The organism is Methylobacterium sp. Leaf100 (assembly GCF_001422845.1).
In the GTDB taxonomy this organism is placed as follows: domain Bacteria; phylum Pseudomonadota; class Alphaproteobacteria; order Rhizobiales; family Beijerinckiaceae; genus Methylobacterium.
In genome coordinates this window covers 1-25,175 of record NZ_LMMW01000027.1, presented here as the reverse complement: position 1 = coordinate 25,175, position 25,175 = coordinate 1, and the positions used below count along the sequence as shown (strand labels likewise).

Sequence of the window (25,175 nt, the reverse complement as noted above, 5' to 3'; positions counted from 1 at the left end):
CCACGCGGGACTGCGCGCGTGGTGGCCCCCGGCCGCTCGCCCTTCGATCCCCGCGCCCCCCTCTTGAGGCGTGCAGAGACGGTTTCGCCCGATCGATCCCGAAAAGTCGAGGGCCTCGATCGGCCCGATGCCCCGTTGCGGGGCACGATGCCCCGTGGCGGGGCCCGATGCCTCCCGCTGGACGGAAAGCCGAGGATCAGCGCCGGGCGAGGCTGGCCGGGCCGGTGACCGAGGGGGAGGGGGCGGCCGAGTTCGTCGCTTCCTTGTAGATCGGCACGATGACGCGCAGCCAGCCGCGGGTTTCGCGCCCGCCGTAATTGCGCTCGACCACGTCCTGCGTGACGTAGGCCTGCAGGTTCACGGGCCCGAAATTGTACCCGACGAGGCCGCCCACCGCGATCTGGCCCTGACGCTGGTAGCCGGGAAAGCGCGTCGGCAGATCGGACGAGCCGAAGGCCACGGGGCCGATCTCCCACTTGCCGAACTTCTTCGTCGCCGTGAGATCGAGGTTGAGATAGTCCGGATAGACCCCGCCCTGGGGCGAGATCGGGTCGAGATAGATGCCGTAGAGCAGGTTCGCCGTGAGATTCCAGCCGTCGCCCGAATAGGTCGCGGCGAAGCGGTGGCTCAGCGAGGCGTTCTGGATCACGAACCGGGTCTCGACGGGGTGGTAGCCGCCGAACAGGTAGCTGACGCCGAAATTGTCGGAGAGCTTCCAGGCGAGCTGGGCGGCCATCAGCGGCACGCCGATGCCGCTCTGGTAGGGCGCGCCGCGCGCGCTCGCCGCCACCACGGGCTGGATCACCGCGAGGTTCAGCCGGGCGCCGAACAGGCTCCAGGGCGTCGCCCATAGGAAAGTCGGCAGGTTGATGTTGGATTCGGAACCGAGGGGGCGCGTATCCCGCACGCCGAAGCTCGAGGTGTTCACGAAGTAGAGGCCGACGGGCAACTGCGCCCCGACGGGAAGGCCGACGGTCTGGCCGGGCTGCGCCGCGGACGCGGCCTCGGCCACACCGGAACCGAGACCGAGGACGCCCGCGACGAGCGCCGCGCTGCCGGACCGTGCCGTCCGTCGCAGATGGGCCGTTCCGAGCCGGCGGGCGGCCTTGCGGATTCTGCCGATCATTCGTCGCCTCTTCGGGGCCGTCCGCGGCACGGAATGCGCCGCGGCCGAACGAGCCCTCGGCAGAGTTGACGGGCCGACCGCCGTGTTTCGTCCGGTCCGCCCACGCGTCGAGCGCCCCCTGTCGCCCGGATGTCACAGATCGATCCGGGGACCGCCCGTCCCCCGGTCGCGCCCGGGTCAGGCGGCCCGTACGGTGCCGAGGAAGCGAGCCACCTCGGCGTCGAGGTGTTCGGACTGGCGCGAGAGTTCGGAGGCCGCCGACAGCACCTGGCTCGCCGCCGCCCCGGTCTCCTCGGAGGCGCGCGCCACGCCGGCGATGTTGTGCGTGACCTCGCTCGTGCCCGTGGAGGCCTGGGCGACGTTGCGCACGATCTCCTGCGTCGCGGCGCCCTGTTCCTCGACGGCGGCCGCGATGGAGGCGGCGACCTCGTTGATCTCGCGGATGCGCGTGGTGATGGAGCCGATGGCCGCCACCGCCTGGCCCGTCACCCCCTGGATCTGGGTGATCTGGCTGCCGATCTCCTCCGTGGCCCGCGCGGTCTGGGAGGCGAGCTCCTTCACCTCCGTGGCGACGACGGCGAAGCCCCGCCCAGCCTCGCCGGCGCGGGCCGCCTCGATGGTGGCGTTGAGGGCGAGCAGGTTGGTCTGGCTCGCGATGTTGGCGATCAACCCGACCATGTCGCCGATCCGGGCCGAGGCCTGGCTCAGGGCCTGGACGAGCTGCATGGTCTGGTCCGCTTCGCCCACCGCCATCTGGGCGAGGCCGGAGGAGCCGGAGACCTGGCGCCCGATTTCCTGCACGGAGGAGCCGAGCTCCTCGGCGGCGGCCGCCACGGTCTGGACGTTGGCGGCGGCCTCGCCGGCCGCGACCGCGACCGTCGTCGATTGGTTCGCCGTCTCCGACGCCGTGACGGTCATGGTCTGGGCCGTCGCCTGGAGTTCGGTGGCCGAGGACGAGACCATGCCGACGATGCCCCCGACGGCGTGCTCGAAGGCGTCGGCCATCTGGCGCATGCCGGCCTTGCGCTGCGCCTCGGCATCGAGGCGTGCCTGCGCGGTCTCGGCTTCCAGGGCGCGGGCGCGGAGCATGTTGTCCTTGAAGACCTGCACGGCGCCCGCCATGGCGCCGATCTCGTCGCGCCGCCCGACGGCCGGGATCTCCGTCGCGGCGTCGCCACCGGCGAGCCGACCCATCGCGGCCGTCATGCGGCCGAGGGGGCGGCTGATCGACAGGACCAGCATCACCACGGCGCCGAGGGCGAGGATCGCCGCGCCGACGAGGAAGCCGAGCATCTGCGTCCGCGCGGTCTCGTAGGCGGTCTGGGCCTCGACGCCGCTCGCGGCCGCCGCCGACATCTCGGACTCGACGAGCTTGTTCAGGGTGGCGACGATGGCCCGGATCGCGTCGGACAGGGTGGAATTGTACTGCTCCTGCGCGGCTTCGACGTCGCCGCGCTCTGCGAGGCGGAACCCTTCGGTCTGCTGCGCGAGATAGGCCGCCCATTGGCGCTCGAAGCTCGCGTACAGATCGCGCGTCGCCGGGGCCTGGATCAGGCCGGCGTAGCGCGACCGGACGCCGTCGAGTTCGGCCAGTCGCTGCTGGATCGCGCTCAGGGCCTCGGTCTTCTGCTGCGCCGTGCGCGCCGAGAGCACGCGATTGCCGTTGACGCGGATCCGCAGGGTCGCGGCCTGGATTCCGCCGAGCGCCTGTGTCGCCGGAAGCCGCGTCGCCCGCATCTCCGTCGCCGCCCGGTTGATGGTCTCGATCTGGAAGTAGGCCAAGCCCGCCAGGGCGCAGATCAGCGCAAGCATGACGGAGAAGCAGGCAATCAATTTGCCCCGTATCGACGTAAGAATGGTCACTGACATAACTCGTTGATGCTGAAAGCGGATTTTAGCGGCCGACCCCTTGTACCGGCGAGAGACGAAAGCAGGGTTAACGGGTGATGCCCCGACCAAACGTTTCCGAACGTGATCGACACCCGTACTTCGCGGGGCGCAGGGCTATACAATGCGAAATTCATTATCTTTCTGGTATTCGCAATCGATCGGAAACTTTCACCCACTCGACCGCACTTCGGATCACGAACACATTCGTTGCGCATGCCACAGCCGTGGATTGGCGCGCGGAGGCTAACCCAGGTGATTTCGGACCATCATGGCTTTCCATAGCCTCATGGGGCTGGAGATCATCCAGTCGACCTCGTCGGTTCTCGATGTTCCCCCGATCACAGCCGACGAGGTCGTCCGTCTGGAATACGGGTATCGCGATGCCGCGCATGTCTTCCGCACCGACGATGTATTGGAGCACTGGCGGAAGACGTGACGTGCAGGGTCGGGGCGGCCATCGCCCAGGATCGGTCCCGTGCGAGAAGCCCTCATCTCACATCTGAGGGATCTGGAGCTTCGCGCACGGCGTGAATGCAGCGAACAGGATGTCATTCAGGTGGTCGCTTCGGGTCGTAACGTCCTGGGGGATCGACACGAGATCACCTTGGCGAACACGGTAATCCGATAGACATCCATCGGATCGATCGCGCGGAAGGCTGGGTCGCCGCGCGCTCGATCGCGGGGAAAACCGCGAACTCAGCGGGCATCACGGCAATCGCGGCCGTGCGATGAGAGCGCGTGACGGCTGTGCCAGTCCGCGCGCCGTACGAATCGCTTCGGTGCTGTCACCCGAACGCCGACCTGTCCGTGCGGCTTGGTGAAGTCCGGCGGCTTGGTGAAGTCCGTGCGTTCAGGCCAGCCGGGGGCGATACGCATGGGTTCCGCGATCGCGCGGTGGACGGGACTTCCACGAGCGAAGCGCCGACTGCATCGGCGAGGACGAAACCGCAGAGCAATGAACCGATCCCCTCGCGCGCGAATGGCGCGGTTCTGCCGGGAATCGCAGCGGAAGCCCACAGGTAGGCCTGGTCGCGATGGGACAAGTCGACTCCATCCGCATCCGGCGCGAGGCCGCGCGGTGTGTGCAGGTGGGCGCGCGGAAGCGGACCTGGGGTCGAGGCGCGGGCGGGATCACGGCGGCCGAACCGTATGGATCGTATCCGAAAGGGCGGGACTTCTAACGTAAGTTGGTGTGAGCCGATCTCACATAGGTTAGATGCGACATCGTGTTCGGTTTGGCACCCGGATCTCACCCGGGAACGAAGGACCGGACGATGAACCATCCGCTTATCGTCAAGCTGGAACAGTTCGAGCACTTGGACGACGAAGAGCGCAGTGCGCTTCTTGCTCTGACCGACGGGCGAATGCTTCACTACGAGCCCCGGTCGGACATCATCCGCGAGGGTGAAGACCCACGGGTCGTGCGCCTGGTCCTTTCGGGTTGGGCCTGCCGCTATAAGCAGCTTCCGGATGGCTGCCGCCAGATCGTGGCTTTCTTTCTGCCCGGCGACCTGTGTGACCACAACGTCTTCGTGCTGTCCGCGATGGACCACTCGATCGGCACGCTCACCGCCGTGACGCTGATCGAGATCGCGCCGGCGGCGTTCGAGGCCATGATGTCCGCACGCCCGCAGGTGACGCGGGCCTTGTGGTGGGAATCGCTGGTGAATGCGGGGACCCAGAGGGAATGGATCCTCAACCTCGGCGGACGCGACGCCCTGGAGCGGCTGGCCCATCTATTCTGCGAATTGTTCCATCGCCTGCGCGGCATCGGGCAGACGCAGGACGCCAGCTACGACATGCCCCTGTCTCAATCGGACCTCGCCGAGGTCACCGGCCTGACACCCGTGCACGTCAACCGGACCTTGCAGACGTTGCGACAGCGCGGACTCCTGACGCTGAAAGGGCGCCGGTTGACCATCCTCAATCGGCCGGGACTGGAGCGGTTGGCGTTGTTCAATCCCAACTACCTGCACCTCGAACGGGTCGGCGCGCGCCAGGACGCGTGAGACGCCGGGACCGCCGCCAGATCATGCGATCCGGACGACGATGCTTCGAATGGTGAAACTCGACACTTTCAATATCAGCGCTTTCCAGTTCTCATGCTTGGATGTCGTGGTCGAATATTGTCATGTTGTATCGTTCATTGGAAATTTGCGTAGACTTGGGTATCCAAGACGACGATACCGGTACGGTCTGTGAGGACATTCGCCGCAAACCGTCTGGCCGCCCATAACCGCTTCCCGTCGATCGCGCACGACGAAATTCCGCGCGACGGCGACCGCCGGACGATCGCCGTGCTGGTGACCGACGAGGATGGGTGGCCAATCCACGGAGCGACGTTGAAGTACGCCGGGTTGTGGTTGTCGCGATGACCGGGCGGCACCGTTTCATGGGCGCGGGCGATCTCACGGGTCCGGCGCCCGGCCGCTGGTCCCGCGTGATTTCCCCGCGGGAGACCGGACGGCGTCGATCGACCCGGCGCCGGTCTTCGCGGCGCGGTCCGTTCAATACCCCAGCGCGCAGCCGTCCTTGCGGGGGTCGGAGCCCGCCGTGAGGGTGCCGGCGGCGTGGTCGATCCAGATGATCTGGCCGCCGCCGATGGGCTGGGCCGCGGCGAGCGGGGTGTGGCCGCGGGCGGCGAGGCCCGCCGCGAGGCCGGGGCCGAAGCCGGGCTCGAGTTCGAGGCCGCCGCCGTAGGCGAAGCTGCGGGGCGCGTCCAAGGCCTCCTGTACGTCGAGGCCGCGGTCGAGGAGGCCGGTGAGCAGCTCGACGTGGCCCATGGCCTGGTAATGCCCGCCCATGACGCCGAACGGCGCCACCGCGCGGCCGTCGCGCATGAGCATGCCCGGGATGATGGTGTGCATCGGGCGCTTCTTCGGCCCGATGGTGTTGGGGTGGCCGGGCTCGACCCGGAAGGACAGGCCGCGATTGTGCAGGAGTACGCCGCTCTCCGGCGCGGTGATGCCGGTGCCGAAGGGCTGGAAGATCGAGTTGATGAGCGAGATGGCGTTGCCGTCGCGGTCGACCACGCAGAGGTAAATCGTGTCGGTGTGGGCGATCTCGGGCCAGATCACGGGGCTTTGCGCCCGGCCCATGTTGATGGCGCCCCGCGCCCGCGCGTGCCACGCCTGAGAAAGCAGGTGATCCACCGGCACGGCGGCGAGCACCGGATCGGCGAACAGGGCATCGCGGTGGTGATAGGCCTGCTTGCACGCCTCGGCGAACAGGTGGACCCGGTCGAGCTCGGACAGGGCACCGACATCGTCGGCGCCGAGCATGTTGAGCATCATCAGCACGGCGAGGCCCTGGCCGCTCGGCGGGCATTCGTACACGTCGTAGCCGCGATAGCGCGTGGTGATCGGGGTGACGATCTCAGGCGCGGCGGCGGCGAAATCCTCCAGGGTGTGGAGGCCGCCCAAGGCCCGCAGGCGGTCGACCATGTCGCGGGCCACGGGGCCCTCGTAGAAACCGCGCGCGCCGTCCCCGGCGATGCGCCGCAGGGTGGCGGCGAGGCGCAGGTTGCGCATGCGCGTGCCCGCCTTCGGCGCCGCGCCGCCGGGCAGGAAGAGCGCGGCCGAGACCGGATCGGCAGCGACCCGCGCGGCGTTGCGGGCCCAGTCGAAGGCGACGCGGGGCTGCACCGGATAGCCGTCCTCCGCGTAGGCGATGGCCGGCCGCAGCAGCGCGGCGAGGTCGCGCGTGCCGTGATCGGCGAGCAGGCGGCTCCAGGCGGCGACGGCGCCCGGCACCGTCACCGCATGGGGGGAGGTGGGCTCGATGGCGACGCCGTGCTCGAGGTACCACGCATCGTGCGCCGCCGCCGGGCTGCGGCCCGAGCCGTTGAGGGCGATGGGGACGGAGGCGCCCTTCGGGGCGTACAGGGCGAAGCAGTCGCCGCCGATGCCGGTCATCAGCGGATCGACGACGCATTGCACCGCCACCGCCGCGATGGCGGCGTCGACGGCATTGCCCCCGGCCCGAAGGGTCTCGACGGCCACCAGGGAGGCGAGGGGGTGCGAGGTCGCGACGGCGGCCGCGCCGGCATGGACCGGGGAACGCCCGGGCCGGGCGAAATCTCTCATGGGCCAGTCCTCTTCTCGGGCGCGTGCACGGGCAAATTCTCTGGCGAGTCCCTCAGGCAAATCCCTTACCGGGATGGCGCCGGAGGTCGAGGGCCGTCGGTCGCGGGTCCGGCGACGCGGTTCACGGCGGCCTCGGCGGCGAGCCCGATCAGGGCGCCGACCGCCACGTCGGCCGGATAATGCGCCCCGCGCAACACCTGCGCCACCACGATGAGGCCGGCCCCCGCCTGGACCGCGCCGCCCGCCTCCGGACACGCCCGGGCAACGGCGCGCGCCACCGCGACGCTCACCGCCGCATGCCCCGACGGGAAGGATTGCCACGGCCCGTCGTTGGGGCCGAGCCAGCCGCGGGCATAGGTGTTCTCCTCCATCAGGACGTTCGGCCGGGTGCGATGGACGAGGCGCTTGAGGGTGGTCTTCGTCAGGCTCGCCAGGAGGCCCGCCCCGAGCATGTGCCGGCCCGTCGCCGCCAGCCGGGCGTCGCCGCGCGCAGCGCCCACGGCCCAGGTCGCGGCCGAGACCGCGAACAGCACCTCCCAGGCGCCGACTTCGCTCAGGCTCCCGAGGGTGCGGACCGCCCGATGGTCCTTGGCCGTGGCGAGGCCGACGCCGAGGGCGATGTCGGCGGCCTCCCCCGGCAGCAGCCGGGTGTCGCGGGTCCGGGCCGGGGTTCTCTCACGGTCAAGCATGCGTCTCAACGCGGCCGGGGTGTTTCCGTTCGACGGGTCCCTGCGGCGCGTGAGTGCCTGCGTCCCGGGAGTACCTACGTCCCGTAAGTCCCTGCGTCCCGTAAGTCCCTGCGTCCCGTAAGTCCCTGCGTCCCGTAAGTCCCTGCGTCCCGTAAGTCCCTGCGTCCCGAGTCCCTGCGTCCCGTAAGTCCCTGCGTCCCGTAAGTCCCTGCGTCCCGTAAGTCCCTGCGTCCCGTAAGTCCCTGCGTCCCGTAAGTCCCTGCGTCACAGGGTGCGGCGCGCGGCGCGCCCTACATGGCCGCGCGACAGGGGGCCGTCCGAAGCGCCCCCGCCAGCGGAAAGCACCGGACCCATTATGCAGCCCGATACCATGCAGCCCGGCACCAATCCCGACCCGCGCGAAGCCGGCCCTCGGCCGCCATTTCCCGGCGACCAGCAGCAGGAGCGCCCCGGCCTCACCACGAAGATGGACCCGACGCCCGACCACGGCGAGACGAGCTACGTCGGCAAGGGCCTCCTCACCGACCGGGTCGCCCTCATCACCGGCGGCGATTCCGGCATCGGCCGCGCGGTCGCCATCGCGTATGCCCGGGAGGGCGCCGACGTCGCCATCGCCTACCTGCCCGTCGAGCAGTCCGACGCCGAGGACACCGCCGCCTGGGTGCGCAAGTCCGGCCGCCGCGCGATCCTCGTCCCGGGCGACCTGCGCGATCCCGCCTATTGCCGTGCCCTCGTCGCCCGGACGGTCGCGGAGTACGGCCGCCTCGACATCCTGGTGAACAACGCCGCCGCCCAGGTGGTCAACGAAGGTCTGGACGATCTGACGGAGGCCGACATCGAGGGCTCGTTCCGGGCCAACGTGTTCGCGATGATGTACCTCGCCCAGGCCGCCGTGCCGCACATGAAGCCGGGCGGCGCCATCGTGAATTCCACGAGCCAGCAGGCCAAGGTCGCCACGAAGTCGATGCTGATCTACGCGGCCACCAAGGGCGCCATCGCCAGCCTGACCATCGGCCTGTCGAACCTCCTCGCGCCCCAGGGCATCCGGGTGAACTGCGTCGCCCCCGGCCCGGTCTGGACGCCGATCCAGCCCATCGTGAAGGGGCCGGACGAGATCGCGTCGCTCGGTGCCGACACGCCGCTCGGCCGCGCCGGCCAGCCGGCCGAACTCGCCCCCGCCTACGTGCTCCTCGCCTCCCGCGAGGGCAGCTACATGAGCGGTGCCCTCGTGCCGGTGACGGGTGGCGTGCCGATGTACTGACCGCCCGGTGCGCAGACCGGCGCAGCCCGTGGTGTGACGGAGCGCGCCACCGTTCCATTCGGCCCTGCGCCGTTCCACGCCGCAGGGGCCGGAACGGCATGCGCCGGTCCGTGCCGGGGAGCCTTCCCTGTCACTATCGCGAGAAAACGCCCGATCCGAACGGTCGAGGTGTCCCGGTGCCTTGGAGTTGACATCGTCCAATGGCCGAGCGGTGCCCGAACCGGCTCGTCGGAGCCCAAGGTCGTTTTAGGAGTTGTCGAATGTCGAGACGCGGGTACATGACGTTTTCCGGTGCGGCCTGCGCCGTCGCCCTCCTTGGTTTTGTCGGTCAAGCCCAGGCGGCGACCTGCGGAAACTCGGCGTCCGGCTTCGAATCCTGGAAGCGCGAATTCGCCGACGAAGCCCGGGGCCGCGCCAGCGCGGAAAGTCTCGCGGCGCTGATGGGAACATCCTACTCCACGGCGACCATCTCGGCCGATCGCGGCCAGAAGAGCTTCAAGCTCAGCCTCGACCAGTTCCTGGCCAAGCGCGGCGGCCCCGCCATCGTCTCCCGCGGCCGCGCCCTCAAGCAGCAGAACGCGGCCCTGTTCGCCTCCATCGAGCAGCGCTACGGCGTGCCCGCCGGTCCACTCCTGGCGATCTGGGGCATGGAGACCGGGTTCGGTGCGGTCCGTGGAAACATCAACACCCTGTCGGCCGTGGCGACCCTCGCCTACGATTGCCGCCGCTCGGCCTTCTTCACCGATCAGCTCAACGCCGCCCTCACCCTCGTTGATCGCGGCATCCTCACGGCCGGCACCCGGGGGGCCGCCCATGGCGAGGTCGGCCACACTCAGTTCCTGCCGAAAAGCGTTCTCAACTACGGTACGGGCGGTAGCCTCGACAGCATCCCCAACGCCTTGAACGCAACGGCGAATTTCCTCAAGGCGCATGGCTGGCAGCGCGGCGCTGGCTATCAGCCGGGCGAGCCGAACTTCGCGGCGATCCAAGGCTGGAATGCAGCGACCGTCTACCAGAAGGCCATCGCTCTGCTCGGCAGCCGCATCGACGGTCAGTGATCGCGCATCCCGGGCTTCCCGCTGGGAAGCCCGGAGTCCGCCCGCTTAGACCGAGTTCGGGTTCCACCCGATGGATCGGCGCAGGAAGTTTATGCCGAGCGCCATGAAGGTGGCGGCCTGGGTGCTGTCGTTGCCGTAGCCGTGGCCGCCGGCGGCGGGCTCGTAGAACGCGGCACCGTAGCCGAGGGCCTGGAGCTTTGCCGCCATCTTGCGGGCGTGCCCCGGATGGACCCGGTCGTCCCGCCGGCTCGTGGCGATGAGGATCGGCGGGTAGGGGTCTCCGGCCCGTGCCGCATGATAGGCCGAGATGCCTTGGAGGAACGACCAGTCCGCCGGATCGTCGGGGTCGCCGTACTCCGCGATCCAGCTCGCGCCGGCGAGCAGCTTGGTGTAGCGGCGCATGTCGATGAGCGGGATGGTACAGAACAGGGCACCGAAGCGCTCGGGGTAGCGCGTCAGCATGTTGGCGATGAGGAGGCCGCCGTTCGATCCCCCCTCGGCGGCGATGCGGTGGGGCCGGGTGACGCCGCGCGCGACGAGATCCGCGGCGACGGCGGCGAAATCGTCATGGGCCAGCGCCTTGCCTTCGCGCCGGCCCGCTTCATGCCACGCAGTCCCGAATTCACCGCCACCGCGGATGTTCGCGCTCACGCAGGTACCGCCCGGCTCGAGCCAAAGCTTCCCCATAACCGCCTGATAGGTCGGTAGAATCGAAACCTTGAAGCCGCCGTAGGCCGTCATGTGAACGGGCGCATGCCCCGTCTCGCCCACCGGTCCGGTCTGGACGTAGGGGATTCGGGTTCCGTCGGCCGAGATCGCCTCGTGCCGCGTCACCCGCAGGCCGGCGGCATCGAAGGTCTCCGGCGTCGTGCGTAGAACGGTCGGGGTCGACAGGGCAGGTGGGATCGCCAGAAGGGTCGGCGGCGTCACCGGGTCCTGCATCAGGGCGCTCAGTTCGCCGTCCGCATCGTCCGGATCGGCGTCGAGGGGCCACACCGAGACGGTTCCGATGGCGGGCACGCCGGGTATGGGCCTTTCGGTCCAACCCGCGGCGCTTCGCTCGCAGACGCTGAAGCGGGGGCTCAGGTTATCGAGTGCGCCGATGACGAGGCGGTCCCCGGACCAGAACACATCCTGCAGGGCGCGCCGTTCACTCGGCTCCCACAGCACGGTGAAGTCGTGCGCTCCGGCGAGAAAGTCGGACAGGGCGATGGCTAGGACCGTATCGGGTCCATAGGTCCGCCCGCCGACGCTCCAGGCGGTGCGGGGCTGCACGGCGAGCCCATCATGATGCAGGTGAATCTCGGCGTCCGATGGAACATCGAGGCGGATCTCGACGCCTTCGCGGTCGGCCAAGTGGAGAAAACCATCGAAGAAGCCGGTACGCTCGGCGATGACGATGCGCTCGCCCGCCGGCGGTCGCTCGACGTCGGCCCACACACCCATGTTCTCCGGTGCGGTCTCGAAAAGAATGCGCGCGGCAAGCGGGTCCGTGCCGCGCGCCCACAGGCGGACGGTCCGGGGATAGCCCGCACGGGTCGCCATGCCGTCGCCCAGGGCACTCGACAACAGCAGCGTGTCTCGGTCGAGCCACGTCGCACCGCCCTTGGCTTCGGGGAGAATGAACCCATCCGCGACGAAGGACCGCTCGATGAGGTCGAATTCGCGCAGGACCGTCGCGTCGCCACCGCCCCGACTGAGCTTCAACAGCACCCGGTCGCGCGATACGGGAAGAAGGTCGGCACCGGCCCAGACCCAATCTTCGCCCTCGCTGGCCGCCAGGGTGTCGAGATCGAGGACGACATCCCATTCCGGGGTACCGGCGCGGTAGCCGCTCTCGTCCGCGCGGCGCCACAGGCCACGCGGATGCTCGGCGTCCTTCCAGAAATTGTAGAGCAGCTCACCGCGCCGGCGCACCATCGCGATACGATCGGGGCGGTCCATCAGATCCCGCGCCGTGTCGCGGTCTCGGGCGAAGGAGGCGTCGGCGTAGAGTGCCAGGGTCTCGGCATTCCGGGTCTCCACCCAGGCCAACGCGTTCTCGCCATCCACCTCCTCGAGCCAAAGGTAGGGATCGTCGTCCGGATATTCGTGGGTCGGGCGTGGATCGGGCAACGGAGCAGTGTTCTTCGTCATGGCCGAGAAGGTAAGCCAACTCGCTCGCCGAGACACGACCCCGGTCTTCGAATTTCCGTTCCGCGTCGGACAGCCGCGCACGCTCTCAGAAGGGAGACTTCTCGCCAGGAGCCGGGATTAAACCGCTGGGGTGCAGCGAGGGGTCGCGGGTGCGCTCGCTTGAAGCGGCGCTGTAAGAGGCGATGTCGATGCGATGTTGCACGCCTCCCTCGATCCACCGACCACCCTTTTCTGCCTACACTTCTTAGGCGGCTCCTCGCGCGAATGGGGAGAGATGACCGCGAGCCTCGGCGAGGCCGCGACGTGCATCCCGTTCGACCTCCCAGGCTTCGGCGACGCCTCTAGCGTCTCCGGCACATCCGTGGAGGCCATGGCCGACCACATCGCCGGGCGGATCTCCAAGTTCTTGCCGGCGCGCTGGTGGATCGCCGGCCATAGCATGGGCGCCAAGGTGGCTCTCGCCCTGGCGCGCCGGGCGGAGGACGGAGACGATCGTCTGGCGGGCCTTAGCGGCCTCATACTTCTGGCAGGCTCACCGCCGAGTCCCGAGCCGATGTCCGACGAGAAGCGGCAGGCGATGATCGCCTGGATTTCTGCGGATGAGCGTACGCGGCAGGCCGAGGCGGGCGACTTCATCGACCAGAACGTCGGCGCCCCGTTGAAGGCCTCGGACCGGGCACAAGCGGTGGCGGATGTGCTGCGTGCCGATCCCGGGGCTTGGACGGCTTGGCTCGAAGCGGGGAGCCGCGAGGACTGGTGTGCCTGCATCGGTGTTCTACGAACGCCTGCTCTGGTCCTGAGCGGATCGGAGGACAGCGATCTCGGAGCGGCCGCACAGATCTGCCTGATGATTCCCCATCTCGCCGACGCTCGGCACGTCGTACTTCAGGGGGCCGGGCACCTGCTTCCCCTAGAACGGCCGCATGCCGTGGCGGATCTGATCCGCGAGGAGATGGTCCGTCCTGTCGAGGCCTCGCCTGGCGCAGTGCCTGTGCCCGCCTCCTACGCAGACCTCATCGCGTCGCCGCGCATCAACAACCGGCTCCGGAAAGCTCTCGTAGCACGGGCCGAGCCCGACGATCCGGCCTACCGTCCAGAGGTGCTGAATGCCCTCGAACTCGCAAGTCTGCGCGCGATCGTCGATCGTGTGCTGCCGCAAGACGGGCGGACCGCCATGGATATCGGTGCTCGCATCGAGGCACGTCTGGCGTCGGGCTCGGGCGACGGCTGGCGCTTCGCCGCATTGCCGGCTGACCCGAAGGCATACGCGGCCGCCCTACGGACCATCGATGCAGCGGCTTACGCTGCTCATGCCGTCGGTTTCCTCGCCCTTCCGGGTTCGGTGCAGGATTCGCTGGTGGCAGCCGTTGCCGATGCGAAGTTGCCGATCGTCGGCGGTGAGCTCGATGCCGCACAAATGAAGCTGTGGTTCGAAGATCTGCGTGGCGACGTGGTGCGCACCTACCTCGCTCATCCCGCGTCCCTGGCGCGTCTGGGTTTCGGCGGCATCGGCGCCGGTGGAGACGACGCCGCGCGTCTTCCCGGTTTCGTGGAATTCGGGATCGATGCCCGCGAATCCTGGGAACCCGTGGCCCAGGCGGGAGAGGCTCGATGAATCTCGATTCCATGCGCCGCTACGCCCTCGACGATGCTGTCGATGCCGTTGTGATCGGGACCGGCGCCGGCGGAGCCCCCCTCCTCGCCAGACTGGCCGCGGCGGGCCTGAAGGTGGTCGCCCTGGAGGCGGGGCCGAACTTCGATCCGTCCCGGTTCGCTTTCGACGAAACCCTGGCCGACGAGATCTATTGGACGGACGAACGACTGAGCGGCGGCTCCACGCCTGAGGCGTTCGGGGCCAACAACAGCGGTACCGGGGTCGGAGGCTCGACCTTGCATTGGGGGGCGTTTACACCCCGGGCGGACCAGCGTGACCTGAAGCTCTTCACGGAGACCGGAGAGGGCGTCGACTGGCCGCTCGACTACGAGGATCTGCGTCCGTACTACGAGCGGGTTGAGAGCTTCATCGGAGTTTCGGGACCGCAGGCCTACCCGTGGGATTCAGAGCGGCGCTACCCGCTGGGTCCGGTTCCACGCAATGGTCCGGCCGGAATCATGGCTCGGGCCTGCGAGGGGTTGGGCATTCGCGCCACGGATGCGCCGGCGGCCGTGGTGTCGAGGGACTTCGCCCAGGAGGGCGGGGGGACCCGAAACGCCTGTATCAATTGCGGCTTCTGCCACCAGGGCTGCCGCAACGGCGCCAAGACCAGCATGGACGTGACCTACCTGCCCCTGGCCGTTGCGCACGGTGCCGAGATCCGTTCCCTGTGCCGCGTCCATGGAACGGAGCACGATGGGATGGGACGCATCACGGCCGTGACGTACCGCAAGGATGGAACGGACCATCGGCAACGATGCGCCGCGGTGTTTCTGTGTGCCGGTGCCGTGGAGAGCCCCCGACTCCTACTGCATCTCGGCCTCGCCAACGGCAGCGGTCAGGTCGGGCGCAACTACATGGGGCACGTCGCGACCCAGGTCTGGGGCACCTTCGACGGCGAGGTCCGGATGAACCGGGGCTATCCGTCCTCCCTCATTAGCGAGGACATGGTGCGGCCAGCGGATGCCGATTTCGCGGGCGGCTACCTCATGCAGAGCCTCGGTGTCCTGCCGCTGACCTTCGGCAATTCCGTGGCGCGGGGCCGCGGTCTCTGGGGTCGGGCCCTGACCGACTACCTCGGCCGCTACAACCACTTCGCGGGGATCGGGATCAACGGCGAGACCCTGCCGTGCGATGCCAATGTGCTCACTTTGTCGGGTGAGGTCGACGCGTTCGGGGTGCCGAAGGCGCAGATCAGCTTCGGTTACGGCACCAACGAGCACCGTCTCAACGCCCACGCCACCCGGACCATGAAGGCGATCTGGGAAGCGGCCGGGGCCAGCGACATCTGGGTCCTGGAGCGGGTGGCCCACACCCTCGGCACCTGCCGCATGGGCCGGGACGGCGACACGGCCGTCGTGGATCCGTTCGGGCGCAGCTTCGAGGTGCCGAACCTCTGGATCAGCGACGGGTCGACCTTTCCGAGTTCGCTCGCGGCGAACCCGGCCCTGACCATCATGGCGCTGAGCCTGCGTACGGCCGAGGCGTTCCTCAAGGGCCGCTAGGGTGCCTCCAACCCCACCGCGACGGGCCGTGGCGGCGGGGTGGTGACGCGGCGGTTGGCGATCCGGGTCAGCGCCCGGATCGGCACCAGCGCAAGGCGGGCGAGTCGAGTGTGGTGCGCCAGTTCGAACGGCCCCAGCGGCCGGTAGACGAGGCGCGGACTCACCCGCTCGGCCTCGGCCACGGCGAGGCCGGGAAGCGGCAGGGCGGCGATGCGGACGGCATCCGTCTCTGAAATCTTGAGGAAGCGCGCCCAACCCCGCGTCCCCTCAAGGCGTCCCTCGCCGTGCAGCCGCCGCAGGTGCCGTCGGCACAGGTAGCGGAACACCGCGCGCGGCACCGCCTCGAGGCGGGCGTCACACAGGCTCTCGGGCTTCTCGCAGCGGGCCCGAATGGTGTCGGCGACGCCGCCGGGCGCCCGGCCGACGAGGCGGCCGGACACGGTCACCACCACCTCGGGGGCATGCCGCACGTGGTAGCCCTGCCGCAGCAGGGCGGCGACGAAGGCACCGTCCTCGCCGAGCGCGATGGCGGGCATGCCGCCCACGGCCACGTAGGCGTCCCGGGTCACCGCCAGGGTGGCCCCGATGGTCGTACGGTGGCATGGCCAAGGGTCGTGGGGATCGGGGTCGATCCGCGCCTCGATCTCCGTCAGGACGGCGCTGTAGGCATCCTCCAGGCGGCCGCGTTCATGCAGGGAGGGCGGCAGCAACGCGGCCTCGTCGGCATCGAGTTCGATCCGCCCCGCGACCGCATCGGCTCCGGCCCGTAATGCGGCGAGATTGCGCAGGACCCAATCCGGCGGGACTCGACTGTCGGCATCCGTGGACAGAATGGCGCCGCCGGATGCCGCCCCGATCCAATCGACGGCGGCGTTCATGGCTTCGCGTCGGGCCCATCCGGCATGGGCTTGCGCATACGTGACGTGGCTGACCCGCATCGGCAGCGACAGGCTCGGCCGCAGGGCTTCGACGATGGCCTCCGTCCCGTCCGTGCAGTTGTTGAGGAACAGCACGAGTGCGAGGCTGCCGGGTGCGAGTCCCGTTTGAGCGTCGATGGCCCGCAGGCAAGCCTCGATCCGTTCGGCCTCGTTGCGGACTGGAATCGCGATGACGGTGTTGGGAACGGCAGACGGCACGACGGGTCTCCTGGCGGCCGGCGTTCGACGGCGCGGCAGAAAGCGTCCCTAGCAGGTCGGCGAAGCGGAACAATGGCGACGCTTGTGGGTGGATGACGTTCGTCGCCCCGTCCTGCGCCGCCGATGCGAAACGACGTCGGCCCGGTTCATCAGGACCTTCGAAGGCCTTTCAGAACGGATCCTCCGACGCCACCCGTACCGCCGCGACCTCGGCGTGAAAGGGTGCGCGCAGGACAGTCAGGTCATCGTCGCGCCAGGTCGCCGAAACGTGGCCGAGGCGGGCGAAGGCGTCGAGCCAGCCGTCCATGGGCCAAAGGCCGTGGCGGGCATGGAAGCGACGGGCGTTGCGGACGATGCTGTCGAAGTGCTGAAGGGGCGGGTCGCAGGCGAGGTGGTGCTGGTGGTAGGCTTCGCCGCGCGCCGTCAGCAGCACCGGCACCCCGGCGGCAGCGGCGCGGAAAGCGAGGTCGGTGTCCTCCGCACCGTAGCCGTCGAAGGCCTCGTCGAATCCCCCGAGGCGGTCGAAGGTGGCCGTACGCACACCGAAGGCAAGGGACCAGAACAGGCCCGGATTGTTCGTCGGTTCCCGCCCCGCCTCGGGAAACACCCGGACCGGATGCGGTTGTCCGGCCGCATGCAGGCCGGCCGGTGTCCAGCCGTCCGAGACAGCCCCGAATGGGAGGTAGCGGACTTCACAGCAGATCAAACCATCGGCCTCGGCCAGATCGGCGTCGAGGCTCTCGACGAGATCCGGGGACGGGATGCAATCGACGTCGAGGTAGACGAGATGATCGCCCGACGCGACCCGCCGTCCGGCGTTGCGGGCCCGCGCCAGGGGGAGCCCGTCGGCGCCGAGGACGATGCGGCGGACGGGAAACCCGTAATTCGGCAGGGGAGGGGGCTCCGCCCCCATCTCCACCACCACGCATTCGGCAGGCGGCGTTCCGCGCGCCAGGCCTTCGAGGAGGCGGGCGAGATGGGCATCCCGGCCCTTGTTCAAGGTGACGACGCTGGCGCTCACGATGGGGATGCCTCGGAGACCACCGGACCCATTCGCACAAAGATCTCGTGCGGTCCCGCGAAATTGGCCAGCATGTCGGGCGCGAGGCGAAACCCCGTGGGATCGTCGGCGATAAGGTCGGTGGTCTGCGAGCGGTGGGCGGCCACCGCCCTGGCCTTCGCCGGGAGATGCGCGGCGATGTCGAGGCGGTAGCCCTCGGGGGGGTCGCCCACCTCGGTCTCCGGCGGCAGGGTGAACCCCCACACCGGATAGGCATAGGCGGGTAGGGTCGGCCGCCGGCCCTGGGCCAGGGCGACGAGGGCGGCGGACGCCTTGTGGTCGCAATGGGGATCGTGGCCCCAGGTGACGAAGACCGCACCGGCGTCGCACTGCCGGGCTTCCTCCAGGATGGCGTCGGCGGCGGCTTCCGCCTCCGGACCGGCACTCGGGGCATGGGCGTCGGGCAGGCGCAGGAAGCGCACATATTCCGGGGCGAGGCCGAGTTCGGCCACGGCCGCGCGGGTCTCGTCCTCGCGCAGCGTCCGGAGACGCTCGGGCGGATACATGGCGGAGTGGGTGTGCGACCCGCACCCGTCGGTGACGACGACGAGACGCACGGCGCGGCCGAGGCGGCAGGCCTCCGCGATGAGTCCGCCGCATCCGAGGCTCTCGTCGTCGGGATGGGGAGCGACCACCACCAATCCCTTCTGCGAGCCCGCCTCTCCCAGAATGGTGCCGAGGGAGGCGACGGGCAGGCGCCCGGCGGCGGCGAGGAACGCTTCGAGGTTCATGTGGTCCTCGTGGATCGGTGGGAGACGGGCTTCGGCATCACCGATGTGGTCGGGGAGATCAAGCCGCCGCGGCCTACTTCACGGCCTCGATGGCCTCGCGCCCTGCTTCCATGTCCGAGGCGGTCGCCTCGGGCGCGTCCTGCACCCTCGGCGCGACCGCCGTGCGGCACAGGGAGATCAGGATCGGGAAATGGTCCGAGCCGATATACGGCAGCCGCTCCAGGCGTCCGAGAAGGAAATCGTCGCTGAAGAAGATGTGGTCGAGGGGCCAGCGCAGCAGGGGCCATTTGGCGTTGAAGGTCGGGTACAGGCCCCGTCCGATCCGCGGATCGAGGAGGCCGCTGATCTTCTGGAACAGGGTGGTGGTACGCGACCAGGCGACGTCGTTGAGGTCGCCGGCCACCACTGCCGCCCCGTCCAAATCCCGCACCTCGCGGGCGACCATGACAAGCTCGGCGTCCCGCGGAGCGGAGCTGTGACCCGGATGGGGCGGGCGCGGGTGCACGCCGAACAGGGTGAAGCGCTCGCCAGACGGGAGGACCACGACGGTGCGGATCGACGGCACGTCGTCTTGGAGCAGGAACCGCACCTGCGGGTTTTCGAGCGGGAGCTTGGCGTAGAACAAAAGCCCGTAGGTGTTGGGCTGAGGCTGCTCGATGACGCTCGGATAGCGCGCTCTGAGGGGCATGAGCGCGTCACGCCAGCGCGCATCGGTCTCCAGGACGAGCAGGAGGTCGGGATCATGCCGGTCCACGAGGCGCAGCAGGCTCTGGTGATCGGTGTTGTCCTGCAGGACGTTGGCGACCAGAAGCGAGACCTCGGCGTCGCGGCGGCAGGTCGCCGCCGTCGCGGCCACGGCCTGTGGTGCGTGCAGGGGCGTGAACGGGAAGATCCGGTAGGCCTGGTAGGCGAAGCAGGCGAGGAGGGCGGCGAACAGGGCCAACCCGGTTCTGTCACGGGCAAAGATAAGGAGCAGGATGAGGATCGGGACGCTGGCCACCGCCACCTGAAGGCGCGGGAAGTCGAAGGTCCGGATGAACCCTGCGTCGCTGCGGATGAACGGGATGAAGGTGGAAGCCACGAGGAACCAGCCGGCTCCCTTGAGAGCCCATATCCAAGCCGATCCCGCCACGCCCGCGCCTCCGCAACTCCAGACCGGTCAAGGCCAAGTCCGACCAAACGCCGCGAGCGTGGCGATGGTGCCGATGGGCGATGGGAATTCTTCGTCGGGGCGTCGATTCAGGAAACCGCATCCATGGCATCGAGCAGCTCGGTTGCGAGGGCACCCGGCATGGTGATTCGACGGGCGTCGCCGGCAGGGTCTCCGAACGCGAAGCCCGTCGGCTGCGCCCGGACATGGCCGATACCCGCTTGCAGAATGCGAATGAAGCCAGTGGGCGACAGCATCACGCCGACGCGTGTTCCGGCAGGGCTGAACGCTGTATTGTGCAGAGCCGATCCGGCCTCGCCGACGACGTGGGTCGCTCCGGCGAACAGGGCTACCTGTCGATCGAGGGGAAGGGATTCGGGGTGGACCAACGTGTAGCCGCGCCGCACGGCCATGGCTTCGATCTCGGCGGCGTTGCTCAACGACGACCCCTCACCGGTTCGGGTCCGGCTGACGTAGAGGCGCTGAGGTCCCGCTCCGGGCGCAGCGGGGAACAGATTCCAAGCCAAGTTGACCCAGGGCGAGACCGCGCTGCGCCAGCGCAGGAAGCCAGGCACGTAGACGTCGTCTGCGAGGAGGGTTTCGCGGCCCTTGTCGTGCCAGATGACGCGATCGGGACCGATCCCCGCGTTTCGCAGCATCCCCGCGACCCATGGCGCGACATCGGCATCAAGGATGATCCGCACCCGCATGGGCGCCGAAAGAGCCATGATCAGCCGTGGCCAGAGGTCCAGGAGCCAATGTCCCCAAACCGCTTCACCGCCCTGTGAGAGAAGGATGCAGGGTTCGTCGATGACCCGCACCCGCGCAGGCGGCGCGATGCGGGCCATCGTTCCGTCGAGTTGGAGGAACCCGGCGTTGAACGGATAGTCGAAGCGTCCGAGTTCGTGGAACCCATAGCGGTCGAGTTCGATCAGCGCGTCGTCGCGGACAAGGAGTCCCTTGCCGAAGATGTGCGTGCCGCCCCCCATGCGGTACAGCCGGACGGGGGGGACCGAGGCGGTGTGGAGGTCATACGTCGCGCGGTCGCCAGGTCCGAGCCAACACAGGGGTTGCACTACCTGATCGTACGGTGCGGCGAACTCATGGTATCGGATACCAATGGCCGGACCGGCGCAGAGTTCGCCGACGGTTCCCGCCGCCGCCGCGACCCCGTCGAGGGGACACCGCGCGACGGTTCGGGGCTGGAGCGGGGTTGTCACGCGCGCCGTCCGTTCGAGTACGGCGCCACGCCTGGGCCGACGGCCTTCGGTGCGCTGGCCTGCGGATCAAGCCTGTCGGCGAAAGCTCCGATCAGGCGTGCGGTCCGCGTCAGGGCGTCGGGCTGGTCAAGTGACGTCATGAGCGCCGGATCGAGTGCCAGACCAGCCCGAACCAAGGCCGGCCAATCCCCGGGGGGCGGCCAGTCCGCCCGATGAATCGCCGCCCCATGCGCCTGAAGCGCCCGCGCGGTGGCGGCCTGCTCGTCGAACGCACGAGGCTCGGGAATGCAGACGAAGCGCTTGCCCCGTGCCACGACACCCGAGACGACGCCATCGCCACCGGTCCCGATGACCAGGGCCGCGCTGTCGAGGTACGGTCCGATATCCGGGATCCATCCGTGCAGACGGAGGTTCTCCGGGCACTCACCGCCCTCGTCGGTGACCGGGCCGACCACCTGCCACTGGCGCTCCGGTACCGCGCGGGCCGCGGCGGCGAGATCGGCGAACGATCCACCCGCTCCACCGCGCCCGTAGACGACGACGATCGAGCCGTCTTCCCCGATGGGATCCGCTTTCGGAGCGGCGCTCAAATAGCCGACATACGCGGTCTTGGATCGGACCCATTCGGGGTTCGCTGCACCGTCGAGCGCGCGAGGAAAGAACGCGAGCAGGCGTTCGGCACTGCGAAACGCCTCGAGATGGGGCGGGTCCGTGCGGTCGCCGGGCAGCCGCACTACCAGGGTCGGCACCGAGAGAAGTCTGGAGAACAAGGCCACTTCCGCAGAGACGTCGACGATCATCAGAACAGGATCGGCCGACGCGACCCAAGCGGCAATCTGGGCCATGCGGTCGCGGAGTCCATCGACGCCCAACGGCGCGTAATGCAGGGCCATGGGCCGGGTCGCCGCATTGTCGCGACCGTCGAAGCCAGCGGCGATGCGATCGTCGGGCAGATCGATGAACGAGTCGACCCCGGGGTCGGCCCCGTCGAACGTCCCAATCAGGGTACAGGGCCGGGCGAGGGTCCGCGCGATGAGGCGCGCCCGCGTTGCGTGCCCCGCGCCCTGGTGGTGGACGTAATAGCCGATGGGCCGCCGATTCATGCGGCCGGCGCCATCGCCGCTCCGTCGGCCCGTTGCGCACCAAGTTCTCGCCGAAGCGTTTCGAGGTCGGAGAGAACGTCGTCGAGCGGCTGCGCCTCAGGCTCCGGCCCGGGCTCGCCGATCCGCGCAGCGAGTCGCTCGACGAACGCGATGGCGTTGGAGCACGGTTCGGCCGCGATCTCGGCGGCCATCGCGTCGATGGTGCCTTCCGCGATGCCGAGCCGGCGCAGGGCAGCGGGCCAGTCGGGGCCGGTCTCCCAGGCGAGGCGCCAGTCGCGGCGGCGCTCGATGAGCGCGCGCCAATGGGCGGCGGGCGGCAACCGGTAGCTCCCCTGGCCTTCGGCGATCCGGGCACGACGGAGCATTTCCGTCGCCATGCCGCCCTCGACGCGCCCGGTGGCACGATCGGACACCCCGATCGACACGGCTGGGCAGTGGCGGACCCTCCCCCCGACGCGGCGGACGCGGCTGACGAGCGCGTTGTCTTCACCGCAGGCGATGGCCGGTAGCCCGCCGACGGATTCGTACAGATCGACGCGCAGGGCGAGGCTCGCCGCGACATGGTCGCCGTGGCGCGGCGCGGGGTCGTGCGACGGCGGATCGAGGATGTCCTCCAGGGCCCGCACCCCGCTCCAGTAGCGCTCGATCCGGGCATGGAGATCGCTCAGGGCCGCATCGGGTCGTTCGATTTCCGGATCGATCACCAGGCGACCACCGACGAGGTCGGCGCCGTCCAGGGCCCGCAGGTTGGCGAGCGCCCAGTCGGTCGGGGCCACCGCATCCGCATCGGTGCTTAGGAGAACGCCGTCTTCGACACCTTCCTCGCGCAGCCAGACGACACCGGCTTCCAACGCCATGCGCCGGGCGGTGCCGACATGCGCGTCGGGGGGCGCGATCCGTGCCTCGACGACCCGCAACCGCAGCTTCGCGCAGCTACCCTCGCGTGCGATGGCCGATAGAATCGGTACGGTGTCGTCGGTGCAGTTGTTGGCGAGAACCACGACCCGCAACGGCGCGTCGGGACCGGCCCCGGCCTGGGCGTCGAGGGACCGGATCAGCCGAGGCAGTGTGCCGGCCTCGTTGCGAGCAGGCACGCAAACGACGGCCCGCGCGAGGGCCCCGTGATCGCGCATCACCGGCTCAAGCCTCGCCGAGCGCGCGGGCGTGCAGGACGGTCGGCGCGGCGTGACGCATCTCCGCACGGTAGAGCGTCTCGTAGCGATCCGTCATCACGTTGGCATCGAAGAGGTGCTCGGCCCGGCGTCGGCACGCAAGACGTTCGAGCCCGACAGCCTCGGAGACCGCCCGGCCGAGGTCGGCGACGTCGTCGGCACGTGCCAGCACGCCGCAGGACGCGTCGAGGATATCCGGAATCGCACCGCGCCCGAAGGCCGCCACGGGCGTGCCGCATGCTATCGATTCCGCCACCACGAGGCCGAACGGCTCCTCCCAGCGGGGGCTGCACAGGGTGACGTGGGCCTCGCCGACCCGCCGGGCGAGGTCGGCATGCGAAAGGTGTCCGAGATAAGTCACGTCCGCTCCGAGGCGCGGAGCGATCATGCTGTCCCAGTAAACCGGATCACTCTGCGGCCCCGCGAAGACGAGAGGCAGGCCGGCCGCACGCGCGGCATCGATGGCGAGATGCGGCCCCTTCTCGGGCACGATGCGTCCGGTCCAGATGGCGTGCGGCAGGCCCGCCGGCTGGGCATTGAACGCGAAGGCTTCGAGATCGATACCGTTGCCGATCACGAGCGGGCGCGGAAGCACAGTGCACCACTCCTCGGCCAGGGATTTGGAAACGGCGGCGAACGTCATGTCATGCGCGCGCGCGACCACGCCCTGCACGAAGGGCTCGAAGGGCGGCGTGTGCAGCGCCGTGACCATGGGCGCCGCGACCTCGCGGGCACGCAGCAACGGCAGGGGATGCAGACTGTTGTTGTGGACGATATCGAAGCCGCCTTTTGCGACCGCATCCATGATGCGGTCGTAGGCGTGAGCCTCGAGGAGGTCGATTCGAGCGGAGGACGCTTCGTCGAAGGCGCTGCCCGTTGGCGCACAGACAGCCACGAGGCCGAGATCCGCCTGCGAGCCCTCGGAGGCAAAGAGCGTCACGTGGTGGCCGCGCGCCCGCAAGGCACTTGCGAGGAAATGCGTATGCATCTCCAAGCCGCCCGAGAAGGGCTGGGCGATGGGGTACTTGAGATGCGCGATGATCGCGATCTTGACGGGGTTCGCGAAATCCCGGCTCGCAGAAGGTGCGAACCCGGCGTGAAGCGCGGGTTTTGCTAAGGTTCGGCCGAGCACGGAGCTTTTCGGCTGAGTAGCGCCAAGTTGCCGGCGAATGGGATCGAGACCGGTCGCGGGTCCGATCAAAATGTCAAACGAGTGCTTGGAGGTCGCTGCAGTCACGTTGGCGATCCGGTCCGCTGGAATCCGAGTAGGTGAGCCTTATCCATAGTTTGTCTGAACGATCCCTGACTTCGGATCAGCCCCGGTAGGCGGACACGCTGGACTCCCGTCCGCAAGGGAACTGATCCAAGGTGCTTCTGCGGACGGACGTACGATGGCGGACGCCAATGGCGAACGTCCCAGTCAAAAATTCGAATTTGGGTAAAAGGGAATATGCGGCAGGTTCCGCCACCGAAAACGGCCCTTCTCCGTATCCCCTGCGATCGAGCCATCCTCCAATGACTGGCGGATACTGCAGTGCAATACGAGAAACCACTTGTTCTCAGAATTTCCTCAGGAACCAGTCACACAGCACGACGTTTAAGCTTCACAAGAAACGTTTCGGAGGAAAACATGCTACGTTCGACCAAGCTCGCTGGCGCTGCCGCTCTCCTGATGCTGTCGTCCACCACGGTCTTCGCGGCGCCGTGCGCCACTGGCACGGCCGGCAAATCCGCCGCCTCTGAGAAAAGCTCGAAGGTCGATGGCGCCAGCACCGGCAACGTCAGCCCGGGCGCAAAGGCCGAGTCCCCCGGAACGGTTGGGGCGATGAACAACGCCGGTTCGAACACGGCCACGTCACCGAGCGATGTCGCCAAGCAGGCCGAGGGCAAGCCCACTGCGGCTCAGCAAGGCAACGATTGCTGATCGAGCAATCGAAGTTCGTCCAGCCTGGATGAGGATTCGAACGGCAGGTGGGGGGCGCTACGGTTCAAGCCGTGGCGCCCCCGTTTTGCGTTTCCGTGACCGCGAGTTTGTTGGATGAATTGCGCGGGCGGCGCCGCACCCTGACCGTTCTAAATGCCCATTGAGAGGCGTCAGAGGGCCTTTGGCTGGGGTGTCGTTGATCTGTCGCGAAAATCGCATCGTTCGGTCATTTGGCCGTTGACGGTTGGGCTGTGGGGCCGTAGAAGCCTGTTCAT

General features: G+C 68.8%; 21 protein-coding genes. 8 read left to right on the top strand and 13 right to left on the bottom strand.

Annotation, left to right across the window (positions count from 1 at the left end; all coding sequences use genetic code 11):
- Positions 1-196: 196 nt before the first annotated feature.
- Positions 197-1,126, bottom strand: a complete 930-nt coding sequence (locus tag ASF25_RS14335) for a transporter (RefSeq protein WP_082502732.1) — start codon at positions 1,124-1,126, stop codon at positions 197-199.
- 177 nt (positions 1,127-1,303) lie between these two features.
- Positions 1,304-2,995: a methyl-accepting chemotaxis protein gene (locus ASF25_RS14330; RefSeq protein WP_056305381.1), complete on the bottom strand. Its 1,692-nt coding sequence runs from the start codon at positions 2,993-2,995 to the stop codon at positions 1,304-1,306.
- Positions 2,996-3,284: 289 nt separating this feature from the next.
- Between ASF25_RS14330 and ASF25_RS22765 the strand changes: the two genes are divergently transcribed.
- The 3 genes from ASF25_RS22765 (at position 3,285) to ASF25_RS23365 (ending at position 5,391) form a co-directional block, all read left to right on the top strand.
- Entirely contained in the window at positions 3,285-3,452 is a 168-nt protein-coding gene (locus ASF25_RS22765) for a hypothetical protein (RefSeq protein ID WP_156368986.1), read from the top strand.
- Between the two features lie 838 nt (positions 3,453-4,290).
- Positions 4,291-5,025 carry a Crp/Fnr family transcriptional regulator gene (locus ASF25_RS14325; RefSeq protein ID WP_056305378.1) on the top strand — a complete coding sequence of 245 codons (735 nt, stop codon included), beginning with the start codon at positions 4,291-4,293 and terminating at the stop codon, positions 5,023-5,025.
- A 189-nt stretch (positions 5,026-5,214) separates the two neighbouring features.
- Positions 5,215-5,391, top strand: a complete 177-nt coding sequence (locus ASF25_RS23365) for a hypothetical protein (RefSeq protein ID WP_156368985.1) — start codon at positions 5,215-5,217, stop codon at positions 5,389-5,391.
- Between the two features lie 132 nt (positions 5,392-5,523).
- Here ASF25_RS23365 and ASF25_RS14320 read toward each other — a convergent pair whose 3' ends face one another.
- Positions 5,524-7,101 carry a gamma-glutamyltransferase family protein gene (locus ASF25_RS14320; protein WP_056305376.1) on the bottom strand — a complete coding sequence of 526 codons (1,578 nt, stop codon included), beginning with the start codon at positions 7,099-7,101 and terminating at the stop codon, positions 5,524-5,526.
- 65 nt (positions 7,102-7,166) lie between these two features.
- Positions 7,167-7,790 (bottom strand): phosphatase PAP2 family protein, encoded by a 624-nt coding sequence (locus ASF25_RS14315; protein WP_056305374.1) that lies wholly within the window; start codon positions 7,788-7,790, stop codon positions 7,167-7,169.
- Between the two features lie 355 nt (positions 7,791-8,145).
- Here ASF25_RS14315 and ASF25_RS14310 point away from each other — a divergent pair, with 355 nt between their 5' ends.
- Both ASF25_RS14310 and ASF25_RS14305 read left to right on the top strand, forming a co-directional pair.
- Positions 8,146-9,051, top strand: a complete 906-nt coding sequence (locus ASF25_RS14310) for an SDR family oxidoreductase (protein ID WP_274533781.1) — start codon at positions 8,146-8,148, stop codon at positions 9,049-9,051.
- A 260-nt stretch (positions 9,052-9,311) separates the two neighbouring features.
- Entirely contained in the window at positions 9,312-10,109 is a 798-nt protein-coding gene (locus ASF25_RS14305; RefSeq protein ID WP_082479005.1) for a lytic transglycosylase domain-containing protein, read from the top strand.
- Positions 10,110-10,154: 45 nt separating this feature from the next.
- On the opposite strand, the gene ASF25_RS14300 is transcribed toward ASF25_RS14305, so the two are convergent.
- Positions 10,155-12,245 (bottom strand): prolyl oligopeptidase family serine peptidase, encoded by a 2,091-nt coding sequence (locus tag ASF25_RS14300; RefSeq protein WP_056305371.1) that lies wholly within the window; start codon positions 12,243-12,245, stop codon positions 10,155-10,157.
- A 193-nt stretch (positions 12,246-12,438) separates the two neighbouring features.
- On the opposite strand from ASF25_RS14300, the gene ASF25_RS14295 reads away from it, so the two are divergent.
- Together ASF25_RS14295 and ASF25_RS14290 are read left to right on the top strand one after the other, a co-directional pair.
- Complete coding sequence (locus ASF25_RS14295) at positions 12,439-13,860, top strand: alpha/beta hydrolase (RefSeq protein ID WP_056305368.1); 1,422 nt, start codon at positions 12,439-12,441, stop codon at positions 13,858-13,860.
- Positions 13,857-15,404 (top strand): GMC family oxidoreductase, encoded by a 1,548-nt coding sequence (locus ASF25_RS14290; protein WP_056305366.1) that lies wholly within the window; start codon positions 13,857-13,859, stop codon positions 15,402-15,404. The genes ASF25_RS14295 and ASF25_RS14290 overlap by 4 nt, the downstream gene beginning before the upstream one ends.
- Here the strand turns inward: ASF25_RS14290 and ASF25_RS14285 are convergent.
- The 8 genes from ASF25_RS14285 to ASF25_RS14250 form a co-directional block, all read right to left on the bottom strand.
- Positions 15,401-16,540: a glycosyltransferase gene (locus ASF25_RS14285; protein WP_244473023.1), complete on the bottom strand. Its 1,140-nt coding sequence runs from the start codon at positions 16,538-16,540 to the stop codon at positions 15,401-15,403. The genes ASF25_RS14290 and ASF25_RS14285 overlap by 4 nt on opposite strands.
- Before the next feature lie 169 nt (positions 16,541-16,709).
- Positions 16,710-17,564, bottom strand: a complete 855-nt coding sequence (locus ASF25_RS14280; protein WP_056305391.1) for a galactosyltransferase-related protein — start codon at positions 17,562-17,564, stop codon at positions 16,710-16,712.
- A complete protein-coding gene (locus ASF25_RS14275; RefSeq protein ID WP_056305361.1) occupies positions 17,558-18,331 on the bottom strand; it encodes a PIG-L deacetylase family protein in 774 nt (257 codons plus the stop codon). The genes ASF25_RS14280 and ASF25_RS14275 overlap by 7 nt, the downstream gene beginning before the upstream one ends.
- 73 nt (positions 18,332-18,404) lie before the next feature.
- Positions 18,405-19,412, bottom strand: coding sequence for an endonuclease/exonuclease/phosphatase family protein (locus ASF25_RS14270; protein WP_244473022.1), 1,008 nt, complete (start codon positions 19,410-19,412; stop codon positions 18,405-18,407).
- Positions 19,413-19,570: 158 nt separating this feature from the next.
- Complete coding sequence (locus ASF25_RS14265; protein ID WP_156368984.1) at positions 19,571-20,701, bottom strand: glycosyltransferase 61 family protein; 1,131 nt, start codon at positions 20,699-20,701, stop codon at positions 19,571-19,573.
- Positions 20,698-21,804, bottom strand: a complete 1,107-nt coding sequence (locus tag ASF25_RS14260; RefSeq protein WP_056305355.1) for a glycosyltransferase — start codon at positions 21,802-21,804, stop codon at positions 20,698-20,700. Before ASF25_RS14260 ends, ASF25_RS14265 begins: the two co-directional genes overlap by 4 nt.
- Positions 21,801-22,937 (bottom strand): glycosyltransferase, encoded by a 1,137-nt coding sequence (locus ASF25_RS14255; RefSeq protein ID WP_056305353.1) that lies wholly within the window; start codon positions 22,935-22,937, stop codon positions 21,801-21,803. Before ASF25_RS14255 ends, ASF25_RS14260 begins: the two co-directional genes overlap by 4 nt.
- Positions 22,938-22,944: 7 nt before the next feature.
- Positions 22,945-24,024 carry a glycosyltransferase family 4 protein gene (locus tag ASF25_RS14250; protein ID WP_056305389.1) on the bottom strand — a complete coding sequence of 360 codons (1,080 nt, stop codon included), beginning with the start codon at positions 24,022-24,024 and terminating at the stop codon, positions 22,945-22,947.
- A gap of 582 nt (positions 24,025-24,606) precedes the next feature.
- On the opposite strand from ASF25_RS14250, the gene ASF25_RS14245 reads away from it, so the two are divergent.
- Positions 24,607-24,900 carry a hypothetical protein gene (locus ASF25_RS14245; protein ID WP_056265454.1) on the top strand — a complete coding sequence of 98 codons (294 nt, stop codon included), beginning with the start codon at positions 24,607-24,609 and terminating at the stop codon, positions 24,898-24,900.
- Positions 24,901-25,175: the final 275 nt, after the last annotated feature.